The 25215-nt window shown below is 62.6% G+C and carries 21 protein-coding genes; 14 read left to right on the top strand and 7 right to left on the bottom strand.

From position 1 onward, the window contains the following. Positions 1 to 78 precede the first annotated feature (78 nt). Both BMZ70_RS04655 and BMZ70_RS04650 read right to left on the bottom strand, forming a co-directional pair. Complete coding sequence (locus BMZ70_RS04655; RefSeq protein WP_092270551.1) at positions 79 to 699, bottom strand: 3'-5' exonuclease; 621 nt, start codon at positions 697 to 699, stop codon at positions 79 to 81. A 3-nt stretch (positions 700 to 702) separates the two neighbouring features. After that, positions 703 to 1953, bottom strand: a complete 1251-nt coding sequence (locus BMZ70_RS04650) for an Hsp70 family protein (RefSeq protein WP_092270548.1) — start codon at positions 1951 to 1953, stop codon at positions 703 to 705. 200 nt (positions 1954 to 2153) lie between these two features. Between BMZ70_RS04650 and BMZ70_RS04645 the strand changes: the two genes are divergently transcribed. The 7 genes from BMZ70_RS04645 (at position 2154) to BMZ70_RS04615 (ending at position 11315) form a co-directional block, all read left to right on the top strand. Then, positions 2154 to 3284: a LacI family DNA-binding transcriptional regulator gene (locus tag BMZ70_RS04645; protein WP_092270545.1), complete on the top strand. Its 1131-nt coding sequence runs from the start codon at positions 2154 to 2156 to the stop codon at positions 3282 to 3284. A 3-nt stretch (positions 3285 to 3287) separates the two neighbouring features. Continuing rightward, positions 3288 to 5462 carry an ATP-dependent helicase gene (locus BMZ70_RS04640; RefSeq protein ID WP_092270542.1) on the top strand — a complete coding sequence of 725 codons (2175 nt, stop codon included), beginning with the start codon at positions 3288 to 3290 and terminating at the stop codon, positions 5460 to 5462. A gap of 120 nt (positions 5463 to 5582) precedes the next feature. Continuing rightward, the gene (locus tag BMZ70_RS04635) at positions 5583 to 6110 is read left to right on the top strand and encodes an OmpA family protein (protein WP_092270539.1); all 528 of its coding nucleotides are present in this window, start codon (positions 5583 to 5585) and stop codon (positions 6108 to 6110) included. Positions 6111 to 6248: 138 nt separating this feature from the next. Next, the gene (locus BMZ70_RS04630) at positions 6249 to 7688 is read left to right on the top strand and encodes a catalase (RefSeq protein ID WP_092270536.1); all 1440 of its coding nucleotides are present in this window, start codon (positions 6249 to 6251) and stop codon (positions 7686 to 7688) included. Between the two features lie 105 nt (positions 7689 to 7793). Continuing rightward, complete coding sequence (locus tag BMZ70_RS04625) at positions 7794 to 8453, top strand: DUF3142 domain-containing protein (protein WP_229205292.1); 660 nt, start codon at positions 7794 to 7796, stop codon at positions 8451 to 8453. Continuing rightward, positions 8450 to 10804: a hypothetical protein gene (locus tag BMZ70_RS04620; protein WP_092270530.1), complete on the top strand. Its 2355-nt coding sequence runs from the start codon at positions 8450 to 8452 to the stop codon at positions 10802 to 10804. The genes BMZ70_RS04625 and BMZ70_RS04620 overlap by 4 nt, the downstream gene beginning before the upstream one ends. A gap of 58 nt (positions 10805 to 10862) precedes the next feature. Continuing rightward, positions 10863 to 11315: a DUF29 domain-containing protein gene (locus BMZ70_RS04615; protein ID WP_165403529.1), complete on the top strand. Its 453-nt coding sequence runs from the start codon at positions 10863 to 10865 to the stop codon at positions 11313 to 11315. Here BMZ70_RS04615 and BMZ70_RS04610 read toward each other — a convergent pair. After that, positions 11305 to 12750, bottom strand: a complete 1446-nt coding sequence (locus tag BMZ70_RS04610; RefSeq protein WP_092270524.1) for a SulP family inorganic anion transporter — start codon at positions 12748 to 12750, stop codon at positions 11305 to 11307. The genes BMZ70_RS04615 and BMZ70_RS04610 overlap by 11 nt on opposite strands. A 167-nt stretch (positions 12751 to 12917) precedes the next feature. Here BMZ70_RS04610 and BMZ70_RS04605 point away from each other — a divergent pair, with 167 nt between their 5' ends. Further along, positions 12918 to 13145 carry a hypothetical protein gene (locus BMZ70_RS04605; protein ID WP_092270521.1) on the top strand — a complete coding sequence of 76 codons (228 nt, stop codon included), beginning with the start codon at positions 12918 to 12920 and terminating at the stop codon, positions 13143 to 13145. Here the strand turns inward: BMZ70_RS04605 and BMZ70_RS04600 are convergent. Together BMZ70_RS04600 and BMZ70_RS04595 are read right to left on the bottom strand one after the other, a co-directional pair. Then, a complete protein-coding gene (locus tag BMZ70_RS04600) occupies positions 13114 to 13866 on the bottom strand; it encodes a Crp/Fnr family transcriptional regulator (protein WP_092270518.1) in 753 nt (250 codons plus the stop codon). The two genes, BMZ70_RS04605 and BMZ70_RS04600, sit on opposite strands and share 32 nt — an antisense overlap. A gap of 141 nt (positions 13867 to 14007) precedes the next feature. After that, positions 14008 to 16062: a TonB-dependent receptor family protein gene (locus BMZ70_RS04595; RefSeq protein ID WP_092270515.1), complete on the bottom strand. Its 2055-nt coding sequence runs from the start codon at positions 16060 to 16062 to the stop codon at positions 14008 to 14010. A 92-nt stretch (positions 16063 to 16154) separates the two neighbouring features. Between BMZ70_RS04595 and BMZ70_RS04590 the strand changes: the two genes are divergently transcribed. The 6 genes from BMZ70_RS04590 to BMZ70_RS04565 all read left to right on the top strand — a co-directional run bounded on the left by BMZ70_RS04590 (position 16155) and on the right by BMZ70_RS04565 (position 22797). Continuing rightward, positions 16155 to 16511, top strand: a complete 357-nt coding sequence (locus tag BMZ70_RS04590; protein ID WP_092270512.1) for a DUF2946 domain-containing protein — start codon at positions 16155 to 16157, stop codon at positions 16509 to 16511. 78 nt (positions 16512 to 16589) lie between these two features. Beyond that, positions 16590 to 18851 (top strand): TonB-dependent receptor, encoded by a 2262-nt coding sequence (locus BMZ70_RS04585; RefSeq protein ID WP_092270509.1) that lies wholly within the window; start codon positions 16590 to 16592, stop codon positions 18849 to 18851. 103 nt (positions 18852 to 18954) lie between these two features. Then, positions 18955 to 20136: an NO-inducible flavohemoprotein gene (gene hmpA, locus BMZ70_RS04580; protein WP_092270507.1), complete on the top strand. Its 1182-nt coding sequence runs from the start codon at positions 18955 to 18957 to the stop codon at positions 20134 to 20136. A 95-nt stretch (positions 20137 to 20231) separates the two neighbouring features. After that, positions 20232 to 21218: an aliphatic sulfonate ABC transporter substrate-binding protein gene (locus BMZ70_RS04575; protein WP_092270504.1), complete on the top strand. Its 987-nt coding sequence runs from the start codon at positions 20232 to 20234 to the stop codon at positions 21216 to 21218. An 11-nt stretch (positions 21219 to 21229) separates the two neighbouring features. After that, positions 21230 to 22105, top strand: a complete 876-nt coding sequence (locus BMZ70_RS04570; protein ID WP_092270502.1) for an ABC transporter permease — start codon at positions 21230 to 21232, stop codon at positions 22103 to 22105. After that, the gene (locus BMZ70_RS04565; protein ID WP_092270499.1) at positions 22102 to 22797 is read left to right on the top strand and encodes an ABC transporter ATP-binding protein; all 696 of its coding nucleotides are present in this window, start codon (positions 22102 to 22104) and stop codon (positions 22795 to 22797) included. The genes BMZ70_RS04570 and BMZ70_RS04565 overlap by 4 nt, the downstream gene beginning before the upstream one ends. Here BMZ70_RS04565 and BMZ70_RS04560 read toward each other — a convergent pair. Together BMZ70_RS04560 and BMZ70_RS04555 are read right to left on the bottom strand one after the other, a co-directional pair. Continuing rightward, positions 22794 to 24743 (bottom strand): TonB-dependent receptor, encoded by a 1950-nt coding sequence (locus BMZ70_RS04560; protein ID WP_092270496.1) that lies wholly within the window; start codon positions 24741 to 24743, stop codon positions 22794 to 22796. The two genes, BMZ70_RS04565 and BMZ70_RS04560, sit on opposite strands and share 4 nt — an antisense overlap. An 86-nt stretch (positions 24744 to 24829) precedes the next feature. Beyond that, positions 24830 to 25171: a hypothetical protein gene (locus BMZ70_RS04555; protein WP_130300912.1), complete on the bottom strand. Its 342-nt coding sequence runs from the start codon at positions 25169 to 25171 to the stop codon at positions 24830 to 24832. Positions 25172 to 25215 lie beyond the last annotated feature (44 nt).

Raw genomic sequence — 25215 nt, 5'->3', positions numbered from 1 at the left:
AAACTTGATCAAAGTGTAAAACGCGCTCCCCGCGAGGGTTTGCGCGCGCTCAAACGCGTCTTAATAAAATATTATCGCTTATTGCCCGGACCGCTTTTTGAGGAATTGCGGCACCTTGGCGGCAGCCAGCTGGTTGACCGACACCAGCAAATCGGTGTCGACCTGGGCGATGCCGTAGCTGGAACGCAGGTGGCGGCCGATGTGGATCAGCACTTGCGCGGCTACTTCGGCGTCGGCCTCGGCGCGGTGGGCCGCGCTGCCGAAGCGGATGCCGAGCGAACGCGACAGGTCGCCCAGCTTGTAGCTGCTCAGTTCAGGGAACACGCGGCGCGACAGCTTGAGCGAGCACACCAGCGAGGCGTGGCGCGGCGCCAGGTCCAGCTGTTCGGCCTCGGCGCGCAGGAATTTCTCGTCGAAGCTGGCGTTGTGGGCCGACAGCGGGTCGCTACCGATAAAATCCAGCAGTTGCGGCACCACTTCATGCACCGGCGGCGCGCTGTCCACCATCGCTTGCGTAATGCCGGTCAGGCCGGTGATGAAGGACGGGATGCGCACGCCGCAATTCACCAGCGATACGTAACGGTCGACGATCTCGCCGCCGACGATGCGCAGCGCCGCCACTTCGGTGATGCGGTCGCCCATCGCCGGCGACAGGCCGGTGGTCTCAAAGTCGAGCATGACTATCGCTTGATCAAGCATGGCTTATCCGAACTTGCGCACGGCATCCAGCGCCAGGCCGGCGCCGATGCTGCCAAACAGATCGCCCTCGACCTTGCGCGCCGACGGCACCAGCGCGCCGATGCGCTCGCGCAGCTTGAGCACGCCGCTGGAACCGCCGGTGAAGAATACCGTGTCCACGTCTTCGGCTTTGACGCCGGCGTCGCGCAACAGATTGGTGACGGTGCTTTCCACCGAGCCCACCAGATGGTCGATGGCGCCATCGAACTGGTCGCGGTTCAGGTCCAGCACCACCGGCGGCGCCAGGCGGTCCAGCTCCAGCTGCACTTGCGCGGCAGACGACAGTGCGATCTTGCCCTCTTCCGCCTTCATCGCCAGCCAGTGGCCGGCGCGCTCGTCGATCAGGCGCTGCAGGCGGTGCAGTTTTTCCTGCTCGGCCGAATCGCGGATCAGGTCGGACAGCTGGGTCCACATTTTCTTGGTGTAGACTTGGTTGATGGTGTGCCAGGTGGCCAGGTTGAAGAAGTAGCTCGACGGTACTTCGCTGTTGTTGCGCAGGCGGCTGCCGTAACCGAGCAGCGGCATGATGGACGACAGGCTCAGGTATTTATCGAAGTCGGTGCCGCCGATGTGGACGCCGCCGTTGGCCAGGATATCGTCGCGCCGCTCGGCTTTCTTTGCCCGTTCGGGCGACAGGCGCACCAGCGAGAAGTCCGAGGTGCCGCCGCCGATGTCGGCGATCAGCACCAGCTCTTCGCGGTCGATTTGCGACTCGTAGTCGAACGCGGCCGCAATCGGCTCGAACTGGAAGGCGATGTCCTTGAAGCCGACCGAGCGGGCCACTTCGCCCAGCGTGTCTTGCGCCAGCTGGTCGTTTTCCTTGCTGTCGTCGATGAAGTAGACCGGGCGGCCGAACACGGCCGAGGTGAATTCACGGCCGGCGGCACGTTCGGCACGGCGCTTCAGTTCGCCAATGAACTGGGCCAGCAGCATGCGGAACGGCAGCGCGCGGCCGCCGACCTCGGTCTGGCCGTCGATCAGGCTGGTGCCGAGCAGGCTTTTCATGGAGCGCATCAGGCGGCCTTCGTAGCCGGCCAGGTATTCACCCAGGGCGGCACGGCCGTAGGTGACTTCGTCGTCATCCGCGTTGAAGAAGACTACCGACGGCAAGGTTGCCTTGCCATCCTCCAGTCCCAGCATCACCGGGTGGCCGGGACGCACCCAGCCAACGGTGGAGTTGGATGTTCCAAAATCGACGCCGCAAGCAATGGCCATCTTGCCCCTTCCTTCAAATCAAGGGGCGGGATTTTATCAGAAAATGCCCGCTTACAGGAAGAATTAGGAAGAATTGCATAGTTGCCACAGACTGAGCATTATTTCTTTCCAGAAAGGCGATATTTGTTGCCAATGAGTAAGTTTTTTATTATTCTGGATTACCTGAAAAGAATGCAAGCCCACGGCTGCGACCCGAGACGATGACCAAAACCAAGCTGTCAGTTGAGCAATGCGCGAGCGAGCTGAAAGCCGCCATCGCCAGCGAAAATCGCCGCGTGACGTCGTACGACGTGGCACAGCTGGCCGGGGTGTCGCAATCGGCCGTATCGCGCTGCTTCAAACCGGGCGCCAGCGTTTCCAAGGACAAGCATGCGGCAGTGATGCAGGCCGCCGCCCTGCTCGACTACATTCCCAACGCCGCCGCCCGCAGCCTGATCACGCGCCGCTCCAATATGGTGGCGCTGATCATCACCAACCAGGCCAATCTGTACTACCCGGAGTTGCTGGCCGAAGTCAGCCAGCAATTCAATGCGCGCGGCAAGCGCGTGCTGTTGTTCACGCTGCAGCACGAGGCCGAAGTCGACCGCGTGCTGGCCGACGTCTGGCAATACCAGGTCGACGGCGTGATCGCGGCCGCCCGCCTGTCGCCCGAACATATCGCCGAATTCGACCGCCGCCGCATGCCGCTGGTGCTGTTCAACCGCATGCTGCGCGACCATTCGGTCAACACCGTCACCTGCGACCATCTGGAAACCGGCCGCTTGCTGGTGTCGCGGCTGGCGGCGGCAGGCCATCGCCAGTTCGGCATCATCGCCGGCGATGAAAGCCTGAGCGTAGCCTACGAACGCCGGCGCGGCGCCTGCGAACGCATCGCCGAGCTGGGCCTGCCCGCACCAGTGGTGGTGCCGGGTCAGTACGATTACCGCAGCGGCGCGCTCGGCCTGAAGGCCATCATCGCCGAGCTGGGCGGCGTGCCGGATGCAATCATCTGCGGCAGCGACGTGATGGCGATCGGCTGCCTCGACAGCGCGCGCCACGAGCTGGGCATCGACGTGCCGGGCCAGCTGTCGGTGGCCGGCTTTGACGCCGTGGAGCCATCCAACTGGGTCAGCTACAACCTGACCACGCTGCGCCAGCCGATGCCGAAAATGGCGGCCGCCGCCGCCGACCTGCTGTGCGCGCGCATGACGCAGCACGATACCGAGGTGGAAAAGCGCGTGTTCAGCGCGCAGTTCATCGAAGGCGCCACCGCACGCCTGACGCCGGCCGGCGCAAATCCGAGGCCGGCGCGCGCCGCTACCGGCTTGCCGCTGCCGGTCGCTATAATGTAGCGGATGAACCAGCCTACTCCGACCAATTCTCCCCGCTTTACGCCGCAAGGCCTGATCCCGACCGCTGAACAGACCGCCATCCAGCTGGCTCAGAACAAGGTCGTGCTGGTCGACGCCAACGCCGGCGCGGCCAAGACCACCACGCTGGCGCTGCGCATCGGCGAAGCGCTAACGCGCGGCCTCGGACCGGAACAGATCCTGGCCCTGACCTTCACGCCGGAAGCGCGTGAAGTGCTGCGCCGCCGGCTGCTGGAAGTCGGCGTGGCGCGGGCGACGGTGGAGCGCATCGCGGTACTCAGCTTCGAAGATTTTTCAGCATGGATGCTGGACCTGACCGATGGCGACAACGTACGCCAGTGCCACGAAGCGCGCGCGCTCAAGAACTACGCGCTGCAAGCGATGGACTACGCCGGCGAACGCTACGCCGGCAGCGTCGACGGGCTGGAACTGCACACGCATAGCCTGGCGCTGAGCCAGTTCCTCGACGTCCAGTTGAATCTGAAAGCCACGATGGCGCTGGATTCCGATGTCGAGTTCATGGGCCCGGAAGAAGCGGCCGAAGTGCTGGGCGTGCCGCTGACCGATTACCTGACCACCCTCGAGTACGAGCGCATGCGGCTGGACGGCGGCGCCGGCGCGGTGTTCCGTGGTCCGTTCGACGCCACCTACGACCTGGCCTGCAACCTGCACGGCGGCGGCCGGCTGGCCGAGCAGTTCCCCGACTACCGGCTGGTGCTGTGCGACGAGCTGCACGACCTGAACGAGGCCGCCTTCCGCATCCTCGACGCGCTGATCGACCGGCCGCAGTGCTACTTCGTCGGCGCCGGCGACAAGGATCAGGTGATCCACGCCAAGCTGGGCGCCAGCGACGAGTACCTGAACCGCCGCTTTGCCGAGCGCTATCCCAAGCTGCAGCGCTACCCGTTGACGCAGACCTGGCGCCACGGCCCGCACCTGGCCTACGCGATGGCCGAGTTCAAGCAAAAGCAGGTGGAATCCAGCCTGCCGCTGCGCACCGAAATCCGCCAGGCCCACTACACCAGCGCCGCCGAATGCGCCCTGCGCGTGGTGGCGGCGGTGCGCGAATGGAAGGCCGACGGCTACGATATCGACGGCTGCGCCATCCTGATCCGCGACCGCCATCAGTCGATGGAAATCGAGAACGCGCTGATCGAGGCCGATATCGATTACCGCACGCCGCCAATGGCCGGCTATTTGCAGCGCGATGAAATCCTGTTCCTGCGCGGCTTGCTGGCGATCGCGCTGAAGGACTTCGCCGCCGTCAAGTCCGATCAGGTGCGCACCGCCATCGTCGACGCGCTGGTGGCGTTCAGCGAAATGAAGTTCTCGGCGCACAGCATGGACAACTTCAAACAGCAAATCGTGAAAAGCCCGGACTTGCTGGGCGAGCTGTTCATGATTGAAGACGAGCGCCGCGACGGCGTCGAGCCGAGCTACCGCGACGTCGCCAGCGTGGCCACCAAGCGCGCCGTCATCAGCGCACTGGCCTGGCTGTCCGACGTCGATCCGGCCACCCCGGCCGCCACCGTACTGAGCGAATTGTGCGAACGGGTGCAACTGGCCACCACCGCGCGCCGCATCTTCGTGCGCGCCTACGACGCCAGCGTCATCAACAAATCGATCGCCAGCCTGCTGGCGGCAGCAGCCAGTTCCGGCCAGAGCCTGCGCGAATTCTGGAATGCGCTGAACGCGCGCGAGGCTTTTGTGCGCCGCAAGCGCGACCGCAAGTCGGTGCTGATCGAATGCGCGGCCAATGCCAAGGGCAAGGAATTCGACCACGTGATTTTGCCTTTCCTGCAAGATGGCGAATTTCCTCATCCCCTGCAGCCCAAGCGCGAGGAGGAAAACCTGTTCTACGTGGCCGCCACCCGCGCCCGCGCGCGCCTGACGCTGCTCTCGCCATCCGACACGGCCCAGCGCAGCAGCTTCATCGCGCAGCTGCGTTTGCCTAAATCTTCAGCAGCCGCCGAGGCGGCCCTGGAACGCAATGAGCGCGCACCGGTGGCCGCGCCGGCCGCCCGTCATTACCTCACTGCTGGTTATAATGACAAGGATCAGGTCAAGGCGCTGGGGGCCAAATTCGATATCGCCCGCCGTGCCTGGTATGTCGAAAGTGATACGGATTTAAAGCCATTTGCGCCTTGGCTGAAAAAATAATGCATGGGACCAATATTTCCAAGGGAAACCCTTATATAATACCGGTCGCGGCTGGAGGTACAGCCTCACACCCTTGTGTGTCCCTTGTCCCACAAACAAAACCAATTCGGGAGTTTTACGATGAAAGCTAAAACCAATATTCTGCTGGCAGCCTGCACCATCGCTCTGCTGAGCGCCTGCTCCACCCCTGCACCAGCTCCGGCACCTGCTCCAGCCCCAGCACCAGCTCCGGCCCCGGCGCCAGCGCCAGTAGCCGCTCCAGTTGCTGCTCCAGTAGCTGCTCCACTGCCAGCCTACCTGGACCCTAACAGCTCGATCTACAAAAACCGTAGCGTCTACTTCGACTTCGACAAGTACAACGTCAAGCCAGAGTTCGACACCCTGGTTGCTGATCACGCCAAATTCCTGGCCGCTAACCCGAACGTCGCTATCAAAGTCGAAGGTAACACCGATGACCGCGGCGGCGCAGAGTACAACCTGGCCCTGGGCCAGAAGCGCGCTCAAGCCCTGATCACCGCCCTGAAAGTACAAGGCGTGAAAGAAGGTCAGATGGAAGCCGTATCGTACGGTAAAGAAAAAGTGACCGGCACCGACAACGCTGCCCGCGCTCACGACCGTCGTGACGACATCATCTACCCAAGCAAGTAATTCAAAGTAGTATCATTGAACGCCCGGCAGTGCCGGGCGTTTTTCATTGCGGCTCTGCCTTTTGAGAGCGGTAAAAAGTTATTGGTGTAGTTATGCTGGAAGTTTCCATTCATCCCCAAAACAGGCGAAGGAAGTTTCATGAAAAACCTCACTACTGCTGCCGGCGCGCCGGTCGTTGACAACCAGAATACCCAGACCGCCGGTCCGCGCGGCCCGGTGCTGCTGCAAGATGTATGGCACCTGGAAAAGCTGGCCCACTTCGCCCGCGAAGTCATCCCGGAGCGGCGCATGCACGCCAAGGGCTCGGGCGCCTACGGCACCTTCACCGTCACCCACGACATCACCAAGTACACGCAAGCGGCGCTGTTCTCGCAGGTCGGCAAGAAGACCGACGTGTTCCTGCGCTTCTCGACCGTGGCCGGCGAGCGCGGCGCGGCCGATGCCGAGCGCGATATTCGCGGCTTCGCGGTCAAGTTCTACACCGAGCAAGGCAACTGGGACATCGTCGGCAATAACACGCCGGTGTTCTTCTTCCGCGATCCGCTGAAATTCCCGGACCTGAACCACGTGGTCAAGCGCGATCCGAAAACCAACCTGCGCAACGCCGAAAACAACTGGGACTTCTGGACCCTGCTGCCGGAAGCGCTGCACCAGGTCACCATCGTCATGAGCGATCGCGGCATTCCGAAAGGCTACCGCCACATGCACGGTTTCGGCAGCCACACCTTCAGCTTCATCAACGCCGCCAATGAGCGCTTCTGGGTCAAGTTCCACTTCGTGTCGCAGCAAGGGATTGAAAACCTGAGCGACGCCGAATCGGCCGCCCTGATCGGCGTCGACCGCGAAAGCTCGCAGCGCGACCTGTTCGACGCCATCGAGCGCAAGGACTTCCCGCGCTGGAAACTGGCAGTGCAGATCATGCCGGAAGCCGAGGCCTCCAAAGTGCCGTACCACCCGTTCGACCTGACCAAGATCTGGCCGCACAAGGATTACCCGCTGATCGACGTCGGCATACTGGAGCTGAACCGCAATCCGGAAAACTATCATGCGGAAGTGGAGCAATCAGCCTTCTCGCCGGCCAATGTGGTGCCGGGCATCGGCTTCTCGCCGGACAAGATGCTGCAATCGCGCCTGTTCTCGTATGGCGATGCTGCGCGCTATCGCCTCGGCGTTAACCATCACCAGATTCCGGTGAATGCGCCGAAGTGCCCGTTCCACAACTACCACCGCGACGGCGCCATGCGCATCCTGCCGAACGAAGGCGGCAGCACGCCGTACGAGCCGAACAGCCGTGGCGAATGGACCGAAAGCCCGCAGTACAAGGAACCGCCGCTGTCGCTGGAAGGCGCGGCCGACCACTGGAACCATCGCGTCGACACCGACTACTACTCGCAACCGGGCAACCTGTTCCGCCTGCTGACCGCCGAGAAGAAGCAACTGCTGTTTGAAAACACGGCGCGCGCGATCCACGGCGTGTCGAAGCCAGTCCAGCAGCGCCACATCGACAACTGCACCCAGGCCGATCCAGCCTACGGCGCCGGCGTCGCCGCCGCCATAGCCGCACTCGAAGGTAAATAAAATCGGTACAATGGGGCGGCGTTTACTTTGCCGCCGCCTCATAGCCCGATGCCCTTTGTCTTTCTCCTGCTTGCACTGCTGTGCCCCGCCTGTTTTGCGCAGCAGGTGGCATGGCTTTGGGATGAAGCCCGTTTGCCGGCATGGTCGGCGCAAGAAGCGGCCATCCTGCAACGCCACATCCTGCTCAGTGGCGACGACGCCCTGACACGCCCGCGCATGCGTTGGCCGGCGCTGCCGCCGTCGGTGCTGGTGACGCCAGTGCTGCATGTCGAAGTCAGCACAGTCAACCCTCCCCTGCATATTGAGCGCAGCCGCACCATGATCATTCATGCGATGCTGGATGCCGCCGCAGCCAGCACTTCCGGCTGGGTGCAACTGGACATGGAAGCCCGGCCCTCGCAGCGCGTGTTTTACCGTTCGCTGGTCCAGCAGTTGCGCAGGGAGTTGCCGCCACGCGTAAAACTCAGCGTCACCGCGCTGGCATGGTGGTGCCGTGCGCCTGCATGGCTGGATCAACTGGCGGCCGATGAAGTGGTGCCGATGTTTTTCCGCATGGGCAAAGACAGTACGGCCATGCGCGCCATCCTCGAACAATCCCCCGCCAGCCTGCATGCCAGCTGCCGTGCCGGCAGCGCGGGTTTCTCGCCGCAAGAGCCCTTTGCGCCCACTGTTGCGCAGCGCTATGCCAAAACCTACTGGTTCGACCGCCGCGCATGGAAGCGCGACGGCGCCGACCTGCCGCCACTCTCAAGGAGCACACCATGAAAACCACCTTACGCTGCATACTGGCCATCGCGGTTGCCGCCTCGTGCGCGGGAGCGCATGCCAGCGGTGGCGGCAGTTGGGACGCTTACGTCAATCGCAGCATTCCCGATATCGGCTTGAGCCGCTATCAGGCTGGCGAGCTAGGCGTCGTCATGGGCAGCTATAACCGGGTCTATTTGTACCAGGCCTGGCGCAGCGTGATGTTGGGGAGCGATGGCCTGAAGACGGCGGCCAATCCCACCGGCGGCTTGCTGCGCGCAGCGGGCAGTCGCAACGGCGGCTGGAGCGGCTCAGCGTCAGACAAAGAAGCGTATCAAGCATGGAAGGCGGCGGTGAGCACGACCTTGAAGCAAGCGCCGGTCGTGGAAAAGCCGGGGAGCGGCCTGGCTTACGGATACCTGAACTGCCCGATCGGCAGCTATACCTTCGCGACCGCGACACTCAACGACCTCGCAAAACGCAGCGACGCCACGCCGGCGCGCCTGGCTGCATGGGTGGCAACGCAGCAGCAAGTGTTCAAGTTCTGCGGCGATGACCCGGCCGCGCCGCGCGACCGCTACAGCGACACAAAACCAGTGATTCCGGCGCCGGCAGCGCTGCCTGACAGCGAGCCGCTGTACTGGCGCCAGATGCAGCAGTACCAGCTGGCTTCCGCTGCCTTCTACGATGAAAACTATGCCTTGAGCGGCAGCCTGTTTGCGCAAATCGGCGCGACCGACAAACATCCGCTGCGCGTGTGGGGCGAGTATCTGAGCCTGCGCTCGCTGGCGCGTGCCGCCACTTACCTCCCCGGCCCGAACGCCATGCAGGCGCGCTGGAAAGAAGAACAGGAGATGCGTACAGAAGGCCCGGCGCAAGCTGCGGCGCGGCTGGCCGCGCAGCAGAAGAAGCTGGCGGCCATTCAGGCCAGCGTGGCGCATATCGTCGCCAATCCCGAGCTGGCGCAGCTGCATGAGGCCAGCCGTGCGATAGGCCGCGCCATGCAAGCGCGCCTGACGCCATCGCTGCGCTTTGCGGAATTGAGCAAGCTGCTGGACGATCCGCGCGCCAACCCGTATCAGGAAGACCATCTGGGCGACTGGCATGTTCTGGCGGATGAAGCGCTGCGGCAGCCATACGGCGAAACGCCCGATCACCGCGCCGCGTTGCGCAAGAACGCCGTCTTCGTCGACTGGATGCAGACGTTGCAGCAATGCCGCGAGTATCAGGCCAAGACCGACTGCGCCAGCGAGCAGCAGCACGCACTGGAGCAATGGCAAACCTACCGCAAGCAAGGCAATCAGCCGCTGGCGCGAAGCTGGATGCTGGCAGCCGCCATGCTGTCTGGCGTGATGCCGCCGGAACTGGAAAAAGCCAGTCTGGAAGTCGCCCCTTCCGCGCCGGAATACCTGACGCTGCGCCATGCACTGGCGCGTCACTACCGCCTGAACAAGCAGGCAGACAAGGCGCGCGCCATCAGCGACGCTGTGCTGGCGGGGCCGCAGCTGGCAAGCGCCAACTCCTTCAGTGCGCGCAACCAGTTCCTGCAAGAGCGCTTTGCGGTGGCGTCTTCGCCTGCCGATGCCGCCAGCTATCTGCTGCGCGCGCACGCCGGCAATCTGGATCCGGATACCGGCGAAGTGGCGACTGAGTCTGCGGTGATCACCGACATCGCAGCCGATGGGGTGCGTTGGTTGAACAGTGGCCTGTCGGCTGCGGATCTCATGGCGTTGGCAAGCAATACCAAACTTCCATCGGCGGTTCGCACGCAGATAGTCATCGCCGCATGGATGCGTTTTGACTTGCTGGGGCAAGAGCAAGCGGCGCTGGCGGCGGCTGCGCAAATGGAGCAATCAACACCGGAACTGGCCGCATTGGCGAAACAATATGGCAGCCAGCCCAAGGCGCAGGAACGCCACTATCGCTTGATGGTGGACGCCCTGCGCTATGGACTGTCGCCAGTATTCAACGGCGTCATCACGCTGCCGTCAAAACGCAATGCCGACGACGCGCTGGCGGACATGTGGTGCAAGCTGCCCGCCAAACCGGGCGCCGCGTACTCCGAAAATACCGAAGCGGAATCGTCGCTGCCGATGCCGGATCTCGGCAACACGGCGGTACGCGATCAAGAGCTGAGCAAGCTGGCAACGTTGAAAACCGCCACCGGCTACATCGGCGACACCGTCATGCAGCGCGCCTCATCAATGCCGAACGACCCGGAGCTGCCGTGGCTGCTCTACGCCACCGTCCAATCCACGCGCGGCGGCTGTCTGGATAGCGATGCGAAGAGCTTGTCCAAAGCCGCGTTCACGCTGCTGCACAAGCGTTACGGCAAAACCGAATGGGCAGCGAAGACGCCCTATTACTATTGAGTGGTGTCAAACCACAGAAAGCGCGTACGATTAAGCTATGCCTTTCTGGAGGTGCGCGATGCAAACGCTAGTTCAACCCCGCAGCAGTCCAAGCTACGACGACGATCTGGTGCAATGGATAGATGCGCAAATCCATCTGCTACTGGAAAACAGGTTTTCGGAACTCGATATCGAAAACCTGGTCGATGAGCTCGACGGCATGAAGAAGCAATATGCGAACGAACTGGACAGCCGGCTGACGGTGCTCATCATGCACCTGCTCAAGTGCCAGTATCAAAAAAACCATCCACCGGGTAAATGGCACTCGACCTTGATCGAACAGCGCCGCAGAATCGCGTTCCTGCTCAAAGATGCGCCCAGCATGCGCAATTCTGTCCTGGCGTTTGCGCTGGACTGCTACCCCAGTGCGCGCCGCCGCGCTGCGTTCGAAACACATCTGGATGCCAGCATTTTCCCGACACAGCTTCCCTACTCGGTCGAGCAGATACTGGACGACAATTTTATACCGTAGCCATCGCACCGGAGCGTTGCAGCAGCGCGGCGCAGCGCTGGGAGAGGTGCAGCACTTGCAGCATCTTGCCGGCTTTGGCGTAGCGCTCGCTCAGCGCGGCCACTGCCACCACGGCGGAGTGGTCCACCAGCCGCAGGTGGCGGCAATCGAGCGTTACCTGCTGCGGATCTTCCTGCGGATCAAACAAATCGTTGAACTGCGCGATCGAGGCGAAGAACAGCGTGCCGTGTAGCGTGTAAGTCTTGACGCCGTTCGCCACCGTGATATCGGCGCGGATTTCGCGCGCATGGCGCCAGGCAAAGCTCAGCGCCGCGATCACAATCCCGCACAGCACCGCCGTCGCCAGATCAGTCGCCACCGTGATCGCGGTGACTGCGACAATCAGCAAAGCATCGTGGCGCGGCACCTTGCCCAGCACCTGCAAGGAGCTCCACGCAAACGTCTGCTGCGACACCACGAACATCACGCCCACCAGCGCCGCCAGCGGAATGCGCTCGATCCACGGCGACAGGAACAGTATAAACAGTAATATCATTACTCCCGCAACCACGCCGGACACCCGCGTGCGGCCGCCGGAACCGAGATTAATCATGGTCTGGCCGATCATCGCGCAGCCGCCCATGCCGCCGAACAAACCGGAAGTCACGTTGGCTACGCCCAGCGCCACGCATTCGCGATCCGGCAGACCGCGCGTGCCGGTAATTTCGTCGGTCAGATTAAAAGTCAGCAGCGTCTCCAGCAGGCCGACCATCGCCATCAGCGCCGCATACGGCAGCACGATGCGCAGTGTTTCCAGATCCATCGGCACAGCAGGCAATGCAAACTGCGGCAGACCGCCGGCGATATGCGCCATGTCGCCCAAGGTGCGCACCGGCAGATGCAGCATCTGCGACAACACGCCAACACTAAGGATCGCCACCAACGCCGGCGGCAAGGCCTTGGTCACGCGCGGCACCAAGTAGACGATGGCCATCGTCAGCAGCACCAGCCCGCCCATCCACGCCAGCGCCACTCCCTGCAGCCAGGCGCCATCGGCCTTGAAATGTTGCAGTTGCGACCACGCGATCACAATCGCCAGCCCGTTGACGAAGCCCAGCATCACAGGATGCGGCACCATGCTGACCAGCTTACCCAGTCGCAGCAGGCCAAACAGCAGCATGATGGCCCCGCTCAGCACCGCCGTGGCAAGGAAATATTGCAAACCGTGCTGGGCCACCAGCGCCACGATCACCACCGCCATCGAGCCGGCGGCACCGGAAATCATGCCCGGCCGGCCGCCGAACAGCGCCGTCAACGTGCAAATAAAGAATGCGCCGTACAAGCCGGCGAGCGGATTCAGATGCGCCACCAGCGCAAAAGCGATGCATTCAGGAACCAGGGCAAACGACGTGGTCAGACCCGCCAGCGCGTTTTGAGAGAATTTGGAAGACCACATGAGAGGAAACAGGCAAGAAACGATGCAAAAATGCAACAGCCCGCGTATTTTACACGGGCTGTCCGGTTTACTCATCGCCTTAGGTGAAATGGCGCACATTCAGGATGGGGTCGACATGGGCACAATGGCGAGGCCTGACCGATCAACCCAGCCAGTCGAACTACGCCATGACTACCCTGCACTCCGCCAGCTACGCCCTGCAAAGACAGAAACTTGCCGTGGAACGGACGCTGTATGCGCGTTCGGCCGAAGAATCGCTGCTGGCGGCCCGCTGGGCCAGCGCCTGGCACAAACTGGTACAGCGCAAGCTAGACCAGGATCTGGCCAGCCGGATGCCGCCGGTTCCACAGTTCGACGGCTTCCTTATTGCGACACCATCCCGCTTGTTACACTGACCATGCTGCCGCTGCGGCCGTGATAACACGTCCCGGCGCGCTGTTCCATGCCCTCACGATCGAGCACCGTCACGCAACCACGCCGGTAGCTGATCAAGCCTTCCTGCGCCAGCTTGCCGGCCGCTCCGGTGATGCTTTCACGCCGCACGCCCAGCATATTGGCGATGGTCTCCTGCGTCACCCGCAGCTCGTTGGACAGCGAACGGTCCAACCGTTCCAGCAGCCAGCGGCACAGCTTCTGCTCAATGCTGGTGTGGCGGCTCTCGGCGACGCTTTGCGCCAGGCGGGCAAACATTTCGCTGGTATAGCGCATTAACAGTTGCGCCAGCGGGCCGCCGGTGTAGAACACTTCGCGCAGCGTCGATGCTTTCAGGCGGTAGCCATAGCCGCCCACCTGCACCACGGCCGAGAAACTGGCGCGTTCCGCTGAATGCAGCGCGACACCGACCACGCCCTCGCGGCCGACCACGGCGATCTCGGTGGTGGCGCCGTCCTCCATCACGTACTGCAGCGAGATGATGGCGTTGGTGGGGAAGTAGGTGTACTCGATGCCGTCGCCGTAATCGAACAGGTGGCGGCCTTCGGTCAAGGGCACCAGTTCCAGCTCGCCGAATAAGGCCAGCAAATCCTCACGCGACAAGGCGCGCAGCAAGTCATTCTGTTGTGCGCAGATCAGGCTAACGAACTGCGGTACGGCCGAGGATGCAGGAATCGCATTCATGGTTTGCCTCCGATAGTGTCTGTCGAAACGATGAAGACACTATATCCAGCGGCCTAAGCCGCCGGTATAGGAGCACTATGACGTCCTATGTAGGCTATGAACATTGCAAAATGTCATCTTAGTCCTACGTCAACCATCAGCTTAATAGCTCAGATGCAGCTGCACGTAAGCAGTGCGTGGGGCGGCAGCCATGCGGCCGGCGTTGCCGTCGACATTGCGGGTGTAGTAGCGGTGGTCGGCGAGGTTGTTGACGCCGGCGGTGATGTCGTAGGCGCGCTGCTTCCATGCCAGCTGCGCGTTCCATACGCGGAAGCCGGGGATCAGGCCGGCGCCGCCGTTGGCCGCTTCCGCCACGGTGTTGGCGGTGTCGGAATACTGCTTCGATTGATGCGTGCTCGACAGGTTGAAGCTCCAGGCGCCGACGCGGTAGCGCGCGCCCACGGTATCGCTATTGCGCGAGTAGAACGGCACATCCAGCCCCGCCGTCGCACCCGATTCCTGGATGGCCTTGGTGTAGCTGTAGTTGGCGTAGACGTTCAGGCCAGCCAATGCGCCGTCTTCGTCGAAGCTGTAGTCGGCCGCCGTCTCGACGCCCTCATGCTTGGTCGCGCCGATATTCTGGAAGGTCGCCGGCGTGATGCCCGGCACTTGCACGATCTGGTTGTCGAACTTGAGCCGGAAGACCGTCGCCTCCGCATGCACCGCACCGCTCTTCCATCGCGCGCCCAGTTCGGCCGTCTTGGCCACTTCCGGTTTCAGCGGATTGGCCGGCGTTTGCGAATTCAGCTGGATGTTCTGCACCGCGCCGAACGAGGTGGTGTAGTTGGCAAACACGGTCAGCGCGCGGTTCACCAGATAGGCCACGTTCAGCGACGGCAGCGCCTTGTTGTTGTCGGTCTCAAAGGTGGATTTGGCGGACACGTCGTTACGCGTCGACGCGATGCTCTCGTAGCGCACGCCCGGCGTGATGCGCCAAGCGCCCAGCGCGATGCGGTCGTCGATGTAGGCCGCATGCGCATCGGTGCTGTTGATGAAGCTGGTGATGGCGCCGTTGGCGCCGGTGGCCACGGTTTGCGTGTAGCTGTTGTCGTCGCCGCGTTCGCGCAGGTAACGGTAGCCGACCGTCACGTCATGCGTCGCGCCGCCGCCATCGAAACGCTGGGTGTAGCGCGGTTCGATGCCGGTGACCTGATAATTGCGCGGCTGCCAGGCGATCTGCGTCCTGGCTGCATTGATCAGCGAGCTCTGGCGGAAGCTCTCGTTGTAGTAAGCCTTGACCTCGAATTCCTGCGTGGCCGACAGCGTGTTCAGGTAGCCGACGTCCGCACCCTTGCGGTCGCCGTTCCAGAAATCGGTCGGGCGCGTGTTCTGGTAAGGATCGGCGTTGTATTGCGCCACCGTCAGGCCGCCCGGCGTTTGCGACTGCACGTCGAAGTAGGTCAGCTTGCCGTACACCTCGCTGTGATTATTCAGCGGATAGCGGAACTTCAGCGCGAAGTCGTTGACGCGCTCATCGCTGCCCTTGCGCCATTCGCGGCCTTCCATGCCCGAGTACATCAGCGCCAGGCCCAGGCCATTGGCGGCGGTCCCGCCCACAAAGGCGCTGTACTGGCGGTTGCTGCCGCCCTCGCCGAAGTCGTTGTAGCGCACGCTGGCGTCGCCGCTCAGGCCTTCGCCTTCCGGAATCGCACGGCTGCGGAAGTTGATGATGCCGCCAACGTTCTGCGGGCCGTAGCGCACCGCGCCGCCGCCGCGCACCACGTCGATCGATTCAATATTGTTCAGGCTCACCGGCGCAAACGACAACTGCGGCTGGCCATACGGCGCCACCGCCAGCGGAATCCCGTCCAGCAGCACGGTCGAACGCGGCGAATAGCGCCCGGTCAGGCCGCGCACGCCGATGTTGAGTGAAATCGCGCTGCCCGCCGTACCGGAGTTGTCCGTCGACTGCACGCCCGGAATCCGGCGCAACACGTCGCCGATATTGGCGGCGCCGCTCTCGGCGATTTCTTCCTTGTCGACTACCGTGCGCGCACCGGCGAAGTTCTTTACACTGTTCTGCAGGCCGGAACCCAGCCAGCTGCCCGCCACCTGGATTGATTCGATCGGCGCCTCGTCAGTTTGTTGCGCGTGGGCCGATGGCGCCAGCAGGACGGCTACTGCGGCAGCCACGACGGTCAGTTTGAATTCAGGCATGTGAAGAACAGTTGTTAAAATGAACGACCTAAATGATAACTCTTCTCATTCGCAATTACCAGTGCTTCCGCGCGTTCCGCTATAATTGTCGAATGCTCAAGCACCTTAAACGTCAAACGCTGCACATCTGGATCGCCATGCTGGCCGTCCTGTTTGCCGCGCTTGCGCCGACGGTGTCGCATGCGCTGGCCGCCAGCACCACCGGCGTGCTGTCGGAAATGTGCTCGGTCGGCAGCCCCACCAAGAAGGCGCCGTCCAACACCATGCACGGCATGGAGCACTGCCCTTACTGCGCCACCCACGGCGGCGAACCAACGCTGCCGCCCGCGATGCACGGTTTCGCCGTCATCGGCGGCCACGATTTTTACCCGCCGCTGTTCTACACCGCGCCGCAGCCGCTGCACACGTGGAGCGCCGCCAAGCCGCGCGGACCGCCCGCCCTTTCCTGATCGTTAGCCTTTGCTTCCGCTGTCCACGCATAGACTTCGCGTGAACGGCGGCCATCTCTACGCATCATCAGGAATACCATGAAGAACACCATGTCACCATTGGCATTGGCGCTGCTTGCCGCCTTCGCCCATGCCGAGGACGCGCCTCAACATCAACTGGGCACCGTTACCATCACCGGCAACCGCCCTACTTCGCTGCCGACGCAGATCCCAACCACCATCGAAGGCATTACGCGCGAAGAGATCGAACGCGATATCAATGCCACCGACGCCGAGGACGCGCTCAAATACCTGCCCAGCCTCCTGGTGCGCAAGCGCTACATCGGCGACTACAACCACGCCGTGCTGTCCACCCGCGCCTCCGGCACCGGCAACAGCGCGCGCTCGATGGTGTATGCGGACGGCATCCTACTATCCAATTATCTCGGCAACGGCGCGACGTTTGCGCCGCGCTGGGGCATGGTCAGCCCGGAGGAAATCGAACGGGTCGATGTGCTATATGGCCCTTTCTCGGCGGCCTACGGCGGCAACTCGGTCGGCGCGGTGGTCGATTACGTCACGCGCATGCCGACCAAATTTGAAGCGCACGCCAAGCTGACGTTCACGCACCAGCCATTCAAGCTGTATAGCAGCAATGAGAACTACGACGGCAAGCAAGGCCGCTTCGCACTCGGCGACCGCAATGGCGCGTGGTCGTGGTTTGTCGACTTGAGCCGCACCGACAGCGAAGGCCAGCCGCTGACTTTCCCTACCCGTACGCTGGCCAGCGGCAAAGTGGGCACGGCCGGCACGCCGGTCGCTGGCGCGGTGTCGGGCGTGGACCGCACCAACAATCCGTGGTATCTGCTGGGCGCCGGCACGCAGTATCACACCGTGCAGGACCAGCTCAAGGCCAAGCTGGCGTATGACTTCTCGCCGACCATGCGCGCCACCTACACCTTCGGCCTGTGGCGCAACGATTCCGAGGGCCGTCCGACCACGTACTTGCGCGATGCAGCCGGACAGCCGGTCTACTACGGAACCGGCGCCATCAATATCGATGGCCGCAGCTACTCGCTGGGCAAGACCGATTTCAATGTTTCCAACGAAGACCTGCAGCACGTCATGCACGGCTTGACGCTGAAGACCAACACCAAGGGTGTATTCGATTGGGAAGTCGCTGCCAGCCTGTATGAATACGACAAGGACCAGCTGCGCGCAGCCACTGTCGAACTGCCGGGCGCACTCACCGGCGGCAAGGGACGACTCGTGAATCAGGGCGGCACCGGCTGGAACACCTTTGCCGCCAAGGGCGTATGGCGTCCGGATGCGGCGCAGGTGGTGGAATTCGGCTACCAGCGCGAGGCCTACAAGTTAAGCACCAAAGAGACGCCGACAAACGACTGGGTCAGCGGCGACCCGGTCGGCGACCCAAGCTCGCGCTTCACCGGCAAGACCGAAACCAACAGCCTGTATGCGCAGGACACATGGAAGTTCGCGCCGCAATGGAAGACGGTGCTGGGCGCGCGCTTCGAGCACTGGCACGCGCATGACGGCGTGACGGCAACCGCCGCCGGCGCTCCGCCACATCCGGAGCGCAGCGAGAACCATGTCTCGCCGAAAGCAGCGCTGGCGTATCAGGCGAGCGAGGACTGGGTGCTGAAAGCCTCGCTGGGCCGCGCGGTACGCATGCCGACGGTGTCCGAGCTGTATCAGGGCGGCGTCAATGCGGCCGGCCAGCTGACCAACAACGATCCTAACCTCAAGCCGGAAAAATCGTGGACCACCGAATTGAGCGGCGAACGCAAACTGGCCGACGGCTATCTGCGCCTGACCGCCTTCGGCGAGCGCACCACGGACGCGCTGTATTCGCAGACCAATGTGCTGGTGACGCCTAACGTCACCAACATCCAGAACGTGGACCGGATCCGCACCAAGGGCCTGGAGGTTTCGTACGCCGCCAAGGTGCTCGGCTTCGACTTGAGTTCCAGCCTGACGTGGACCGATTCGAAAATCATCCGCAATGACAAGGCCCCAGGCAGCGTAGGCAAATGGCAGCCGCGCATTCCGGAGTGGCGCGCCACCGGCGTGGCGACGTATGAGTTCAACGACAAGCTATCGGCCACCCTGGCCGCGCGCTACAGCGGCAAGCAGTATTCGACGCTGGATAATTCGGACATCAACGGCTTTGCGTATCAGGGCTCCAGCAAGTACTTCACGGCCGATGCGCGCCTGCGTTACCGCTTCAATCAGCAATGGAGCATGGCGCTGGGCGTGGATAACCTGAACAACTACCAATACTGGAATTTCCACCCGTACCCGCAACGCACCTACGTCGCTGAACTGAAGTTCGACCTGTAACGCACGAAGGGCCGCCGAAAATTTTGGCGGCCCTTCGTGCACGTTTAAACATTCATATGATATACTTCTTTACGTCGAAACTTCATAAAGACGAGAGATCATCATGCTGAGCACCGAACACAAAGCCATCATCACCGCCACCGTTCCTATCCTTGAACAAGGCGGCGAAGCCCTGACCCGCCACTTCTACGCGTCCATGCTGCGCGACTACCCGGAAGTGAAGCCGCTGTTCAATCAAGCCAATCAGGCAGGCGGCACGCAGCAGCGCGCGTTGGCCAATGCGGTGCTGATGTATGCGAAGAATATCGAGAAGCTCGAAAACCTCGGCCCGCTGGTTGGCACCATCATCAACAAGCACGTGTCGCTGCAAATCCAGCCCAAGCACTACCCTATCGTCGGCGCTTCGCTGCTGAAGGCCATCCGTGAAGTGCTGGGTGCGGAAGTGGCCACCGATGCGGTGATCGAAGCCTGGGGCGCGGCCTACGGCCAACTGGCCGACATCCTGATCGGCGCTGAAGAAAGCATCTACAAACAGAATGAGCAGGCCGAGGGCGGCTGGCGCGGCGCCCGTAGTTTCAAGGTCGCTTCGAAAACGGTGGAAAGCGACGAGATCACTTCCTTCGTGCTGGTTCCTGCCGATGGCGGCAAGGTCGTGACGCACAAGCCTGGCCAGTACATCGGCCTGACCGTGAAGGTGGACGGCCAGGAACAGCGCCGCCAGTATTCGCTGTCGGCGGCTAGCAATGGCGTCGATTACCGCATCAGCGTGAAGCGTGAGAACGGCGGTCTGGTGTCCAACTACCTGCACGATCAGGTGCACGTGGGCGACACGCTCTCGCTGTTCCCGCCGGCTGGTGATTTCGTACTGGCCGACAGCGACAAGCCGCTGGTACTGATTAGCGGTGGCGTCGGCATCACGCCTACGCTGGCGATGTTGACGGCGGCGCTGGCCGGTTCGCGTCCGGTGCACTTTATCCACGCGGCGCGTCACGCCGGCGTACACGCCTTCCGCGAGCATATCGATGCGTTGGCGGCCAAGCACCCGCAACTGAAACGCTTCTACTGCTACGAGAAGGCCAATGCTGACGGCACGCAGCCGCATGCCACGGGCTACCTGAATCCGCAGCAGTTGGCTGAATGGCTGCCGGAGACGCGCGATGTCGACGCCTACTTCCTCGGTCCTAAGCCGTTCATGAAGGCGATCAAATCGCAGTTGCTGGAGCTGGGCGTGCCTGCCACGCAGACTCACTACGAGTTCTTCGGCCCGGCCGAAGCGCTGGCCTGATGCGATTTTCAACTATGTAAAGCAGGATTTCTTCGTGTACTCGGGTCGGCGTGGATGCAATACTAAAAGCATCAACGCCTCTACCCAAGGAAAACATGAAGCGCAGAACCCTGTTGAAGCTGGCGGCCGGTAGTGCCGCCGTTGCCGGCATCGCTCCCGTCTCGCTGGTCGTCGCCGCTCCGCTCAAGGAGCTGCGTCTCGACTACGCTTATTACTCGCCCGCCAGCCTGGTGCTCAAGCGCTTCGGCTGGCTGGAAGAGGATTTCAAGGCTGATGGCGTGCAGGTACGCTGGGTGCTGAGCGCCGGCAGCAATCGCGCGCTGGAATACCTGAATGCGAACAGCATCGATATCGGTTCTTCGGCCGGGCTGGCGGCCTTGCTGGCCAAGGCCAATGGCAATCCGATCAAGACGCCTTATATTTTCTCGCGTCCCGAGTGGACCGCGCTGGTGGTACGCAAGGATTCCAATATCCGCACGCTGGCCGATTTGAAGGGAAAGAAAGTTGCCGCCACCAAGGGCACGGATCCTTATCTGTTCCTGCTGCGGTCCTTGCAGACTGCGGGCCTGAAGCGCAGCGACATCGAACATGTGAGCTTGCAGCATGCGGACGGCCGCGCTGCGCTTGAACAAGGCAAGGTGGATGCGTGGGCCGGACTCGATCCGCACATGGCGGCCAGTGAACTGGAAAGCGGCTCGAAGCTGATTTACCGGAATGTGGCGTTCAACACCTACGGCTTCCTGAACGTGCGCGAGGACTTCCTGGCAACGCGTCCGGCGGAAGTAGCGCGCGTGATCAAGGCCTACGAAAAAGCGCGTGCATGGATACGTGCCAATCCGAGCGAAGCAGCGAAGATTCTGTCGGAAGAAGCCAAGGTGTCGCTGCCGGTGGCGCTGCTGCAAGTGAAACTGCGCAGTGATTTCAGCAATCCTCAGCCGGGCAGCGAGCATGTGAAAGCCTTGCAGGTAGCGGCGCCGATACTGAAAGACGAGGCACTGGTCAAAGCCGACACAGACCTGAACCGCGCCATCGCGGAACTGGTCGACACGCGCTTTGCCCAACCCTACATCGCGCGCGCCTGAGAGCACCCACCATGAGCAGCCAACTAGCCGCGCCGCCATCCACAGCCGCCACACCGCTGGACGCGCCATCCGTAGCCGACGCCGCTGAACTCGCGCGGGCAGTCGGCGTCGCGCGGGCTGCGATCGGCGGTGCACAGCTGCGGCGAGTCATACTCGCCTTGCTGCTGCCGGTGACGGCGCTGCTGGCGATTGAGTTTGCGGTGCGCGGTGGGCTGATCCCGGCTAATCAACTGCCCGCACCGACACAAATCCTCGACACGCTGCGCGACCTTGGCGCGCAAGGCCTGTTCGGCCACGTCACCGCCAGCACGCTGCGCGTGGCAGCCGGTTTTGCCAGTGGAGCTGTATTGGCCGTGCTGCTGGGCGCCACGGTCGGCTTGAGCCGGCACGCCGAAGCCATCCTCGATCCGACTTTCCAGGCATTGCGCGCCATTCCGTCGCTGGCATGGGTGCCCTTGCTGCTGCTCTGGCTGGGCATCGACGAAGCCCCAAAGATTGTGCTGATCGCGATTGGCGCGTTCTTCCCCATCTACATGGGCGTAGCCTCCGGCATACGCGGCGTGGATCGCAAACTGATTGAAGTCGCGCGCCTGTATCGCCTCTCCAACATCGCACTGACCAAGCGCGTGCTGCTGCCCGCCGCGCTGCCATCCATCCTCACCGGCCTGCGCAACGGCCTCAGTCTCGCATGGATGTTCATGGTCGCCGCAGAACTGATCGCGGCCAGCAAAGGCCTTGGCTACCTGCTCTCCGATGGCCGCGAAACCAGCCGCGCCGACATCGTGCTCGCGGCCATTGTCCTGCTGGCCATCCTCGGCAAAATCAGCGACACGCTGATGGCCGCTATAGAAAAACGCAGCCTGGCATGGCGCGACAGCTACGCATGAGCATTGCACTCGATATTCACGTCAGGGAAAAACGCTACGGCGCGCGCAGCGTGCTGCGCGACATTCGCCTGCAGCTGCAAGAGGGAGAAGTGGTAAGCCTGATCGGCACCAGCGGCTGCGGCAAAAGCAGCCTGCTGTCGATTGCATCGGGACTGGACCGCGATTTCAGCGGCGAGATAAAACTGGGCGGTGAAGCGCTGCAAGGCGTCAGCGGCGACATCGGCTTCATCTTCCAGGAACCGCGCCTGTTTCCGTGGCTGACGGTAGCGCAGAATGTCGCCTTCAGCGGCGACAACCCAACGCTCGTGACGCGACTGCTGGCCGAAGTCGGCCTGCAAGACCACGCCGGGGCGTTGCCGAAACAGCTGTCCGGCGGACAGGCGCAACGTGCCGCCATCGCGCGCGGCCTATTCACGCAACCGCGCGTGCTGCTGCTCGACGAGCCCTTCTCCGCCGTCGACGCTTTCACGCGCATGAAACTGCAAGAGCTGCTGCTGAAAGTAGCCCTTGAACACCGGCTCACCGTGCTGCTGGTGACACACGATATCGACGAAGCACTCTATCTGAGCGACCGTATCGTGCTGCTGGACGGTGGCCTGACCGAGTTCCATCCCGGCCCGGCCCCGCGCCAGCGCGGCGACCTGGACGCGGCCCGGTTAAAGGCCGCAATCCTCGACAGCTTGCAGGTTTAGAACTTGGCGCGCACGCCGAACACCACGTTACGACCCGGCAGCGGCGCGATATCCTTCAGCACCGAAGTCGATGCGCGGATCTCGTCGTTGGTCAGGTTTTTCGCCAGCAGGAACCACGTCACATCGTAATCGCCCAGCTTCTGCGTGTACGACAGGTTGGCGTTGAGCTGATTGTACGAAGGCGTGTCGCTGGTTTCGAACGACGCCAGACGATCTTGCGATTGCGCGTGCACCAGCGACAAACCTGCGCGCCACGCGCCCATCTTGTACGCGGTGCTCACGCCAACGCGAGTAGCTGGTTGTAACGGCAGATTGCCGCCGCGTTCCAGCTTGCCGTGCGAGGTGTCGGCGAACAGACGACCGGACCAGCCGGCGCCGGTCGGGTTGTATTCCAGCTCCGCTTCCGCACCTTGAATCGTGGCGTCGGCCTGCTCGAAAATGCGCTCGCGCAGTTCCTCGCCCGGATTGCCCTCTTCATCCAGCAAGTTGCCGGTGATGTGGCCGTAGATGAAATCACTAACCTTGTTGCGGAACACGTTCGCCTTCCAGCGCACCAGACCCGTGGTCTTTTGCACATTCAGCTCGATATTGCGCGAAGTCTCCTTCTTGAAATCGGCGTTACCGATATCGAAGGTGACGGTGGCGTCGTGCGGGCCGCTCGAATACAGTTCTTCGGTCGACGGTGCACGCTGCGCATACGAGAAGGTCGCGCCCAGCGCATAGCCATGCACGAACGGCCACAGTGCGCCCACCGAGCCGGATTGCAGGTTGAACGAACGATTCGCACCGGTCACCGGCTCACGCTTGACGCGCTCCACGCGCGCGCCGGCATTGAACTTGACCGGGCCGATATCGCGCTCTTCCACCAGGAAGGCCGCGTTCGAGGTCGAGTGCGTGACCGGCACAGTATCCGGACCGCCTTCCGCGCTCAATGCCGAGAAGTTGGTGTTCTCGGTCTGCACGCCGAAGGTGCCGTGCCAGCCGGCCACCGGCTTGTGGGTCAGCTCGAAGCGCGTTTCCAGCGAGTGGTTCTTGAACTGCACTTCCGGCATGCCGTCCTCGCCGATTTCGGCGTGCTTGTAATCGGTGTAGCCGGCCTTGAATTTGAAGGTCTCGAAGCCGGCGAACGGCGCTTTCACCAGGCTGTCGATATCGTAGCGGTTCTGTTTCTGGTCGATCTTCGAGCCTTCCGCGCTTGGAATGCCGTAGACATTCGACAGGCGCGAAGCCGATACGCCGACGAAGCCCCAGCTGTCGATGTACGAACCGCCGATGCCGCCGGCGCGCGAGCGCGTGTCCGAATGCGCCAGACGGCCGACCGGCGTGTTGTAGTCGTCGGCATTACGCAGGTTGCCGTCGATGTGCCATGCCAGCTTGTCGACCGCGCCATCCAGCGTGCCGGAGACATTGCGGCCGCTATCGACGGTGCTGCCGCGCGCTTCCAGCTGGCCGGTCAGATGCGGTTCCAGCGCGGTGGGAATGCGCTCATTGACCACATTGACCAAGCCGCCAATCGCGCCGGAGCCATACAACAGCGCCGCCGGGCCGCGCAGGATTTCGATCTGCTGCGCGGTCGCGCCTTCCGCCGCCACCGCGTGGTCGTTGGACAGGCCGGAAACGTCGGAAACGGCCATGCCGTTTTCCAGCATCTTGACGCGGGCGCCTTCCATGCCGCGAATGATGGGACGCGATGCGCCGGCGCCGAAGGCCGAAGCCGACACGCCCAGCTCCTGCGACAGCGTCTCGCCCAGCGAGCTGCCGGCTTTGTCACGCAGTTCATCGCCGGCCAGCACCTTGGCTGGCGCCAGGATTTGTTCATTGGCAGTATTGCCGAATGGAGTAGCCGTAACGACAACTTGTTGAAGCGGCGCAGGGTCAGCGGCGAAAGCCAGCGACGAATAGGCGGACAGGATCGCGCTGGCCAGCAGCGTACGTTGAATCTTCATGTAAAACCTCTAGCAAAAATGGTGACACTCGCGCGGCAAAGCTGTTTAAAGCCGCAGCGAATAAAAATCGGGACGGATTTTGGGTGTCAGGCCAGAGGGGGTGCGCGGGACTGGAAGACGCAGGTCGTCCGCTCGCACGCGGCCAGCGTGACCGGGATGGTGACCGGTCCGGTGCTGAGGGTGGAAATGGCCAGCGTGAGCGGCGTGCTGACAATCGCCGCCGCCATCTGCGCCACCGAGACGCATTCGGCGCAGACCTTGTGGACGGCCACGCGCTTGCGGTGCTCGGCCTGGTCTTCGTCGGTCAGCGCGACATTCTGCTGTTCGGCGCCGCTCCAGTGCGAGTAGACGTGCGTGACCCCGACCTGCTGCGTCAGGAGCAGCAGGAGCGCGAACAACACATGAACTATTGGTAAGCGGCGCAACATGGCGAGTATTCTAACCGTAAGCGCACTGAATGCGCCAGCATGCA

This window comes from Duganella sp. CF402 (assembly GCF_900109645.1).
GTDB lineage: Bacteria > Pseudomonadota > Gammaproteobacteria > Burkholderiales > Burkholderiaceae_D > Rugamonas.
The sequence above is the reverse complement of the archived record's forward strand: the minus strand, read 5'-3'. Positions and strand labels throughout refer to the sequence as shown.

Excerpts from the sequence above, each read along its gene's own strand:
- BMZ70_RS04655 (WP_092270551.1), bottom strand. The coding sequence starts at position 699 with ATGCTTGATCAAGCGATAGTCATGCTCGACTTTGAGACCACCGGCCTG.
- BMZ70_RS04650 (WP_092270548.1), bottom strand. The coding sequence starts at position 1,953 with ATGGCCATTGCTTGCGGCGTCGATTTTGGAACATCCAACTCCACCGTT.
- BMZ70_RS04645 (WP_092270545.1), top strand. The coding sequence starts at position 2,154 with ATGACCAAAACCAAGCTGTCAGTTGAGCAATGCGCGAGCGAGCTGAAA.
- BMZ70_RS04640 (WP_092270542.1), top strand. The coding sequence starts at position 3,288 with ATGAACCAGCCTACTCCGACCAATTCTCCCCGCTTTACGCCGCAAGGC.
- BMZ70_RS04635 (WP_092270539.1), top strand. The coding sequence starts at position 5,583 with ATGAAAGCTAAAACCAATATTCTGCTGGCAGCCTGCACCATCGCTCTG.
- BMZ70_RS04630 (WP_092270536.1), top strand. The coding sequence starts at position 6,249 with ATGAAAAACCTCACTACTGCTGCCGGCGCGCCGGTCGTTGACAACCAG.
- BMZ70_RS04620 (WP_092270530.1), top strand. The coding sequence starts at position 8,450 with ATGAAAACCACCTTACGCTGCATACTGGCCATCGCGGTTGCCGCCTCG.
- BMZ70_RS04615 (WP_165403529.1), top strand. The coding sequence starts at position 10,863 with ATGCAAACGCTAGTTCAACCCCGCAGCAGTCCAAGCTACGACGACGAT.
- BMZ70_RS04610 (WP_092270524.1), bottom strand. The coding sequence starts at position 12,750 with ATGTGGTCTTCCAAATTCTCTCAAAACGCGCTGGCGGGTCTGACCACG.
- BMZ70_RS04605 (WP_092270521.1), top strand. The coding sequence starts at position 12,918 with ATGACTACCCTGCACTCCGCCAGCTACGCCCTGCAAAGACAGAAACTT.
- BMZ70_RS04600 (WP_092270518.1), bottom strand. The coding sequence starts at position 13,866 with ATGAATGCGATTCCTGCATCCTCGGCCGTACCGCAGTTCGTTAGCCTG.
- BMZ70_RS04595 (WP_092270515.1), bottom strand. The coding sequence starts at position 16,062 with ATGCCTGAATTCAAACTGACCGTCGTGGCTGCCGCAGTAGCCGTCCTG.
- BMZ70_RS04590 (WP_092270512.1), top strand. The coding sequence starts at position 16,155 with ATGCTCAAGCACCTTAAACGTCAAACGCTGCACATCTGGATCGCCATG.
- BMZ70_RS04585 (WP_092270509.1), top strand. The coding sequence starts at position 16,590 with ATGAAGAACACCATGTCACCATTGGCATTGGCGCTGCTTGCCGCCTTC.
- hmpA (WP_092270507.1), top strand. The coding sequence starts at position 18,955 with ATGCTGAGCACCGAACACAAAGCCATCATCACCGCCACCGTTCCTATC.
- BMZ70_RS04575 (WP_092270504.1), top strand. The coding sequence starts at position 20,232 with ATGAAGCGCAGAACCCTGTTGAAGCTGGCGGCCGGTAGTGCCGCCGTT.
- BMZ70_RS04570 (WP_092270502.1), top strand. The coding sequence starts at position 21,230 with ATGAGCAGCCAACTAGCCGCGCCGCCATCCACAGCCGCCACACCGCTG.
- BMZ70_RS04565 (WP_092270499.1), top strand. The coding sequence starts at position 22,102 with ATGAGCATTGCACTCGATATTCACGTCAGGGAAAAACGCTACGGCGCG.
- BMZ70_RS04560 (WP_092270496.1), bottom strand. The coding sequence starts at position 24,743 with ATGAAGATTCAACGTACGCTGCTGGCCAGCGCGATCCTGTCCGCCTAT.
- BMZ70_RS04555 (WP_130300912.1), bottom strand. The coding sequence starts at position 25,171 with ATGTTGCGCCGCTTACCAATAGTTCATGTGTTGTTCGCGCTCCTGCTG.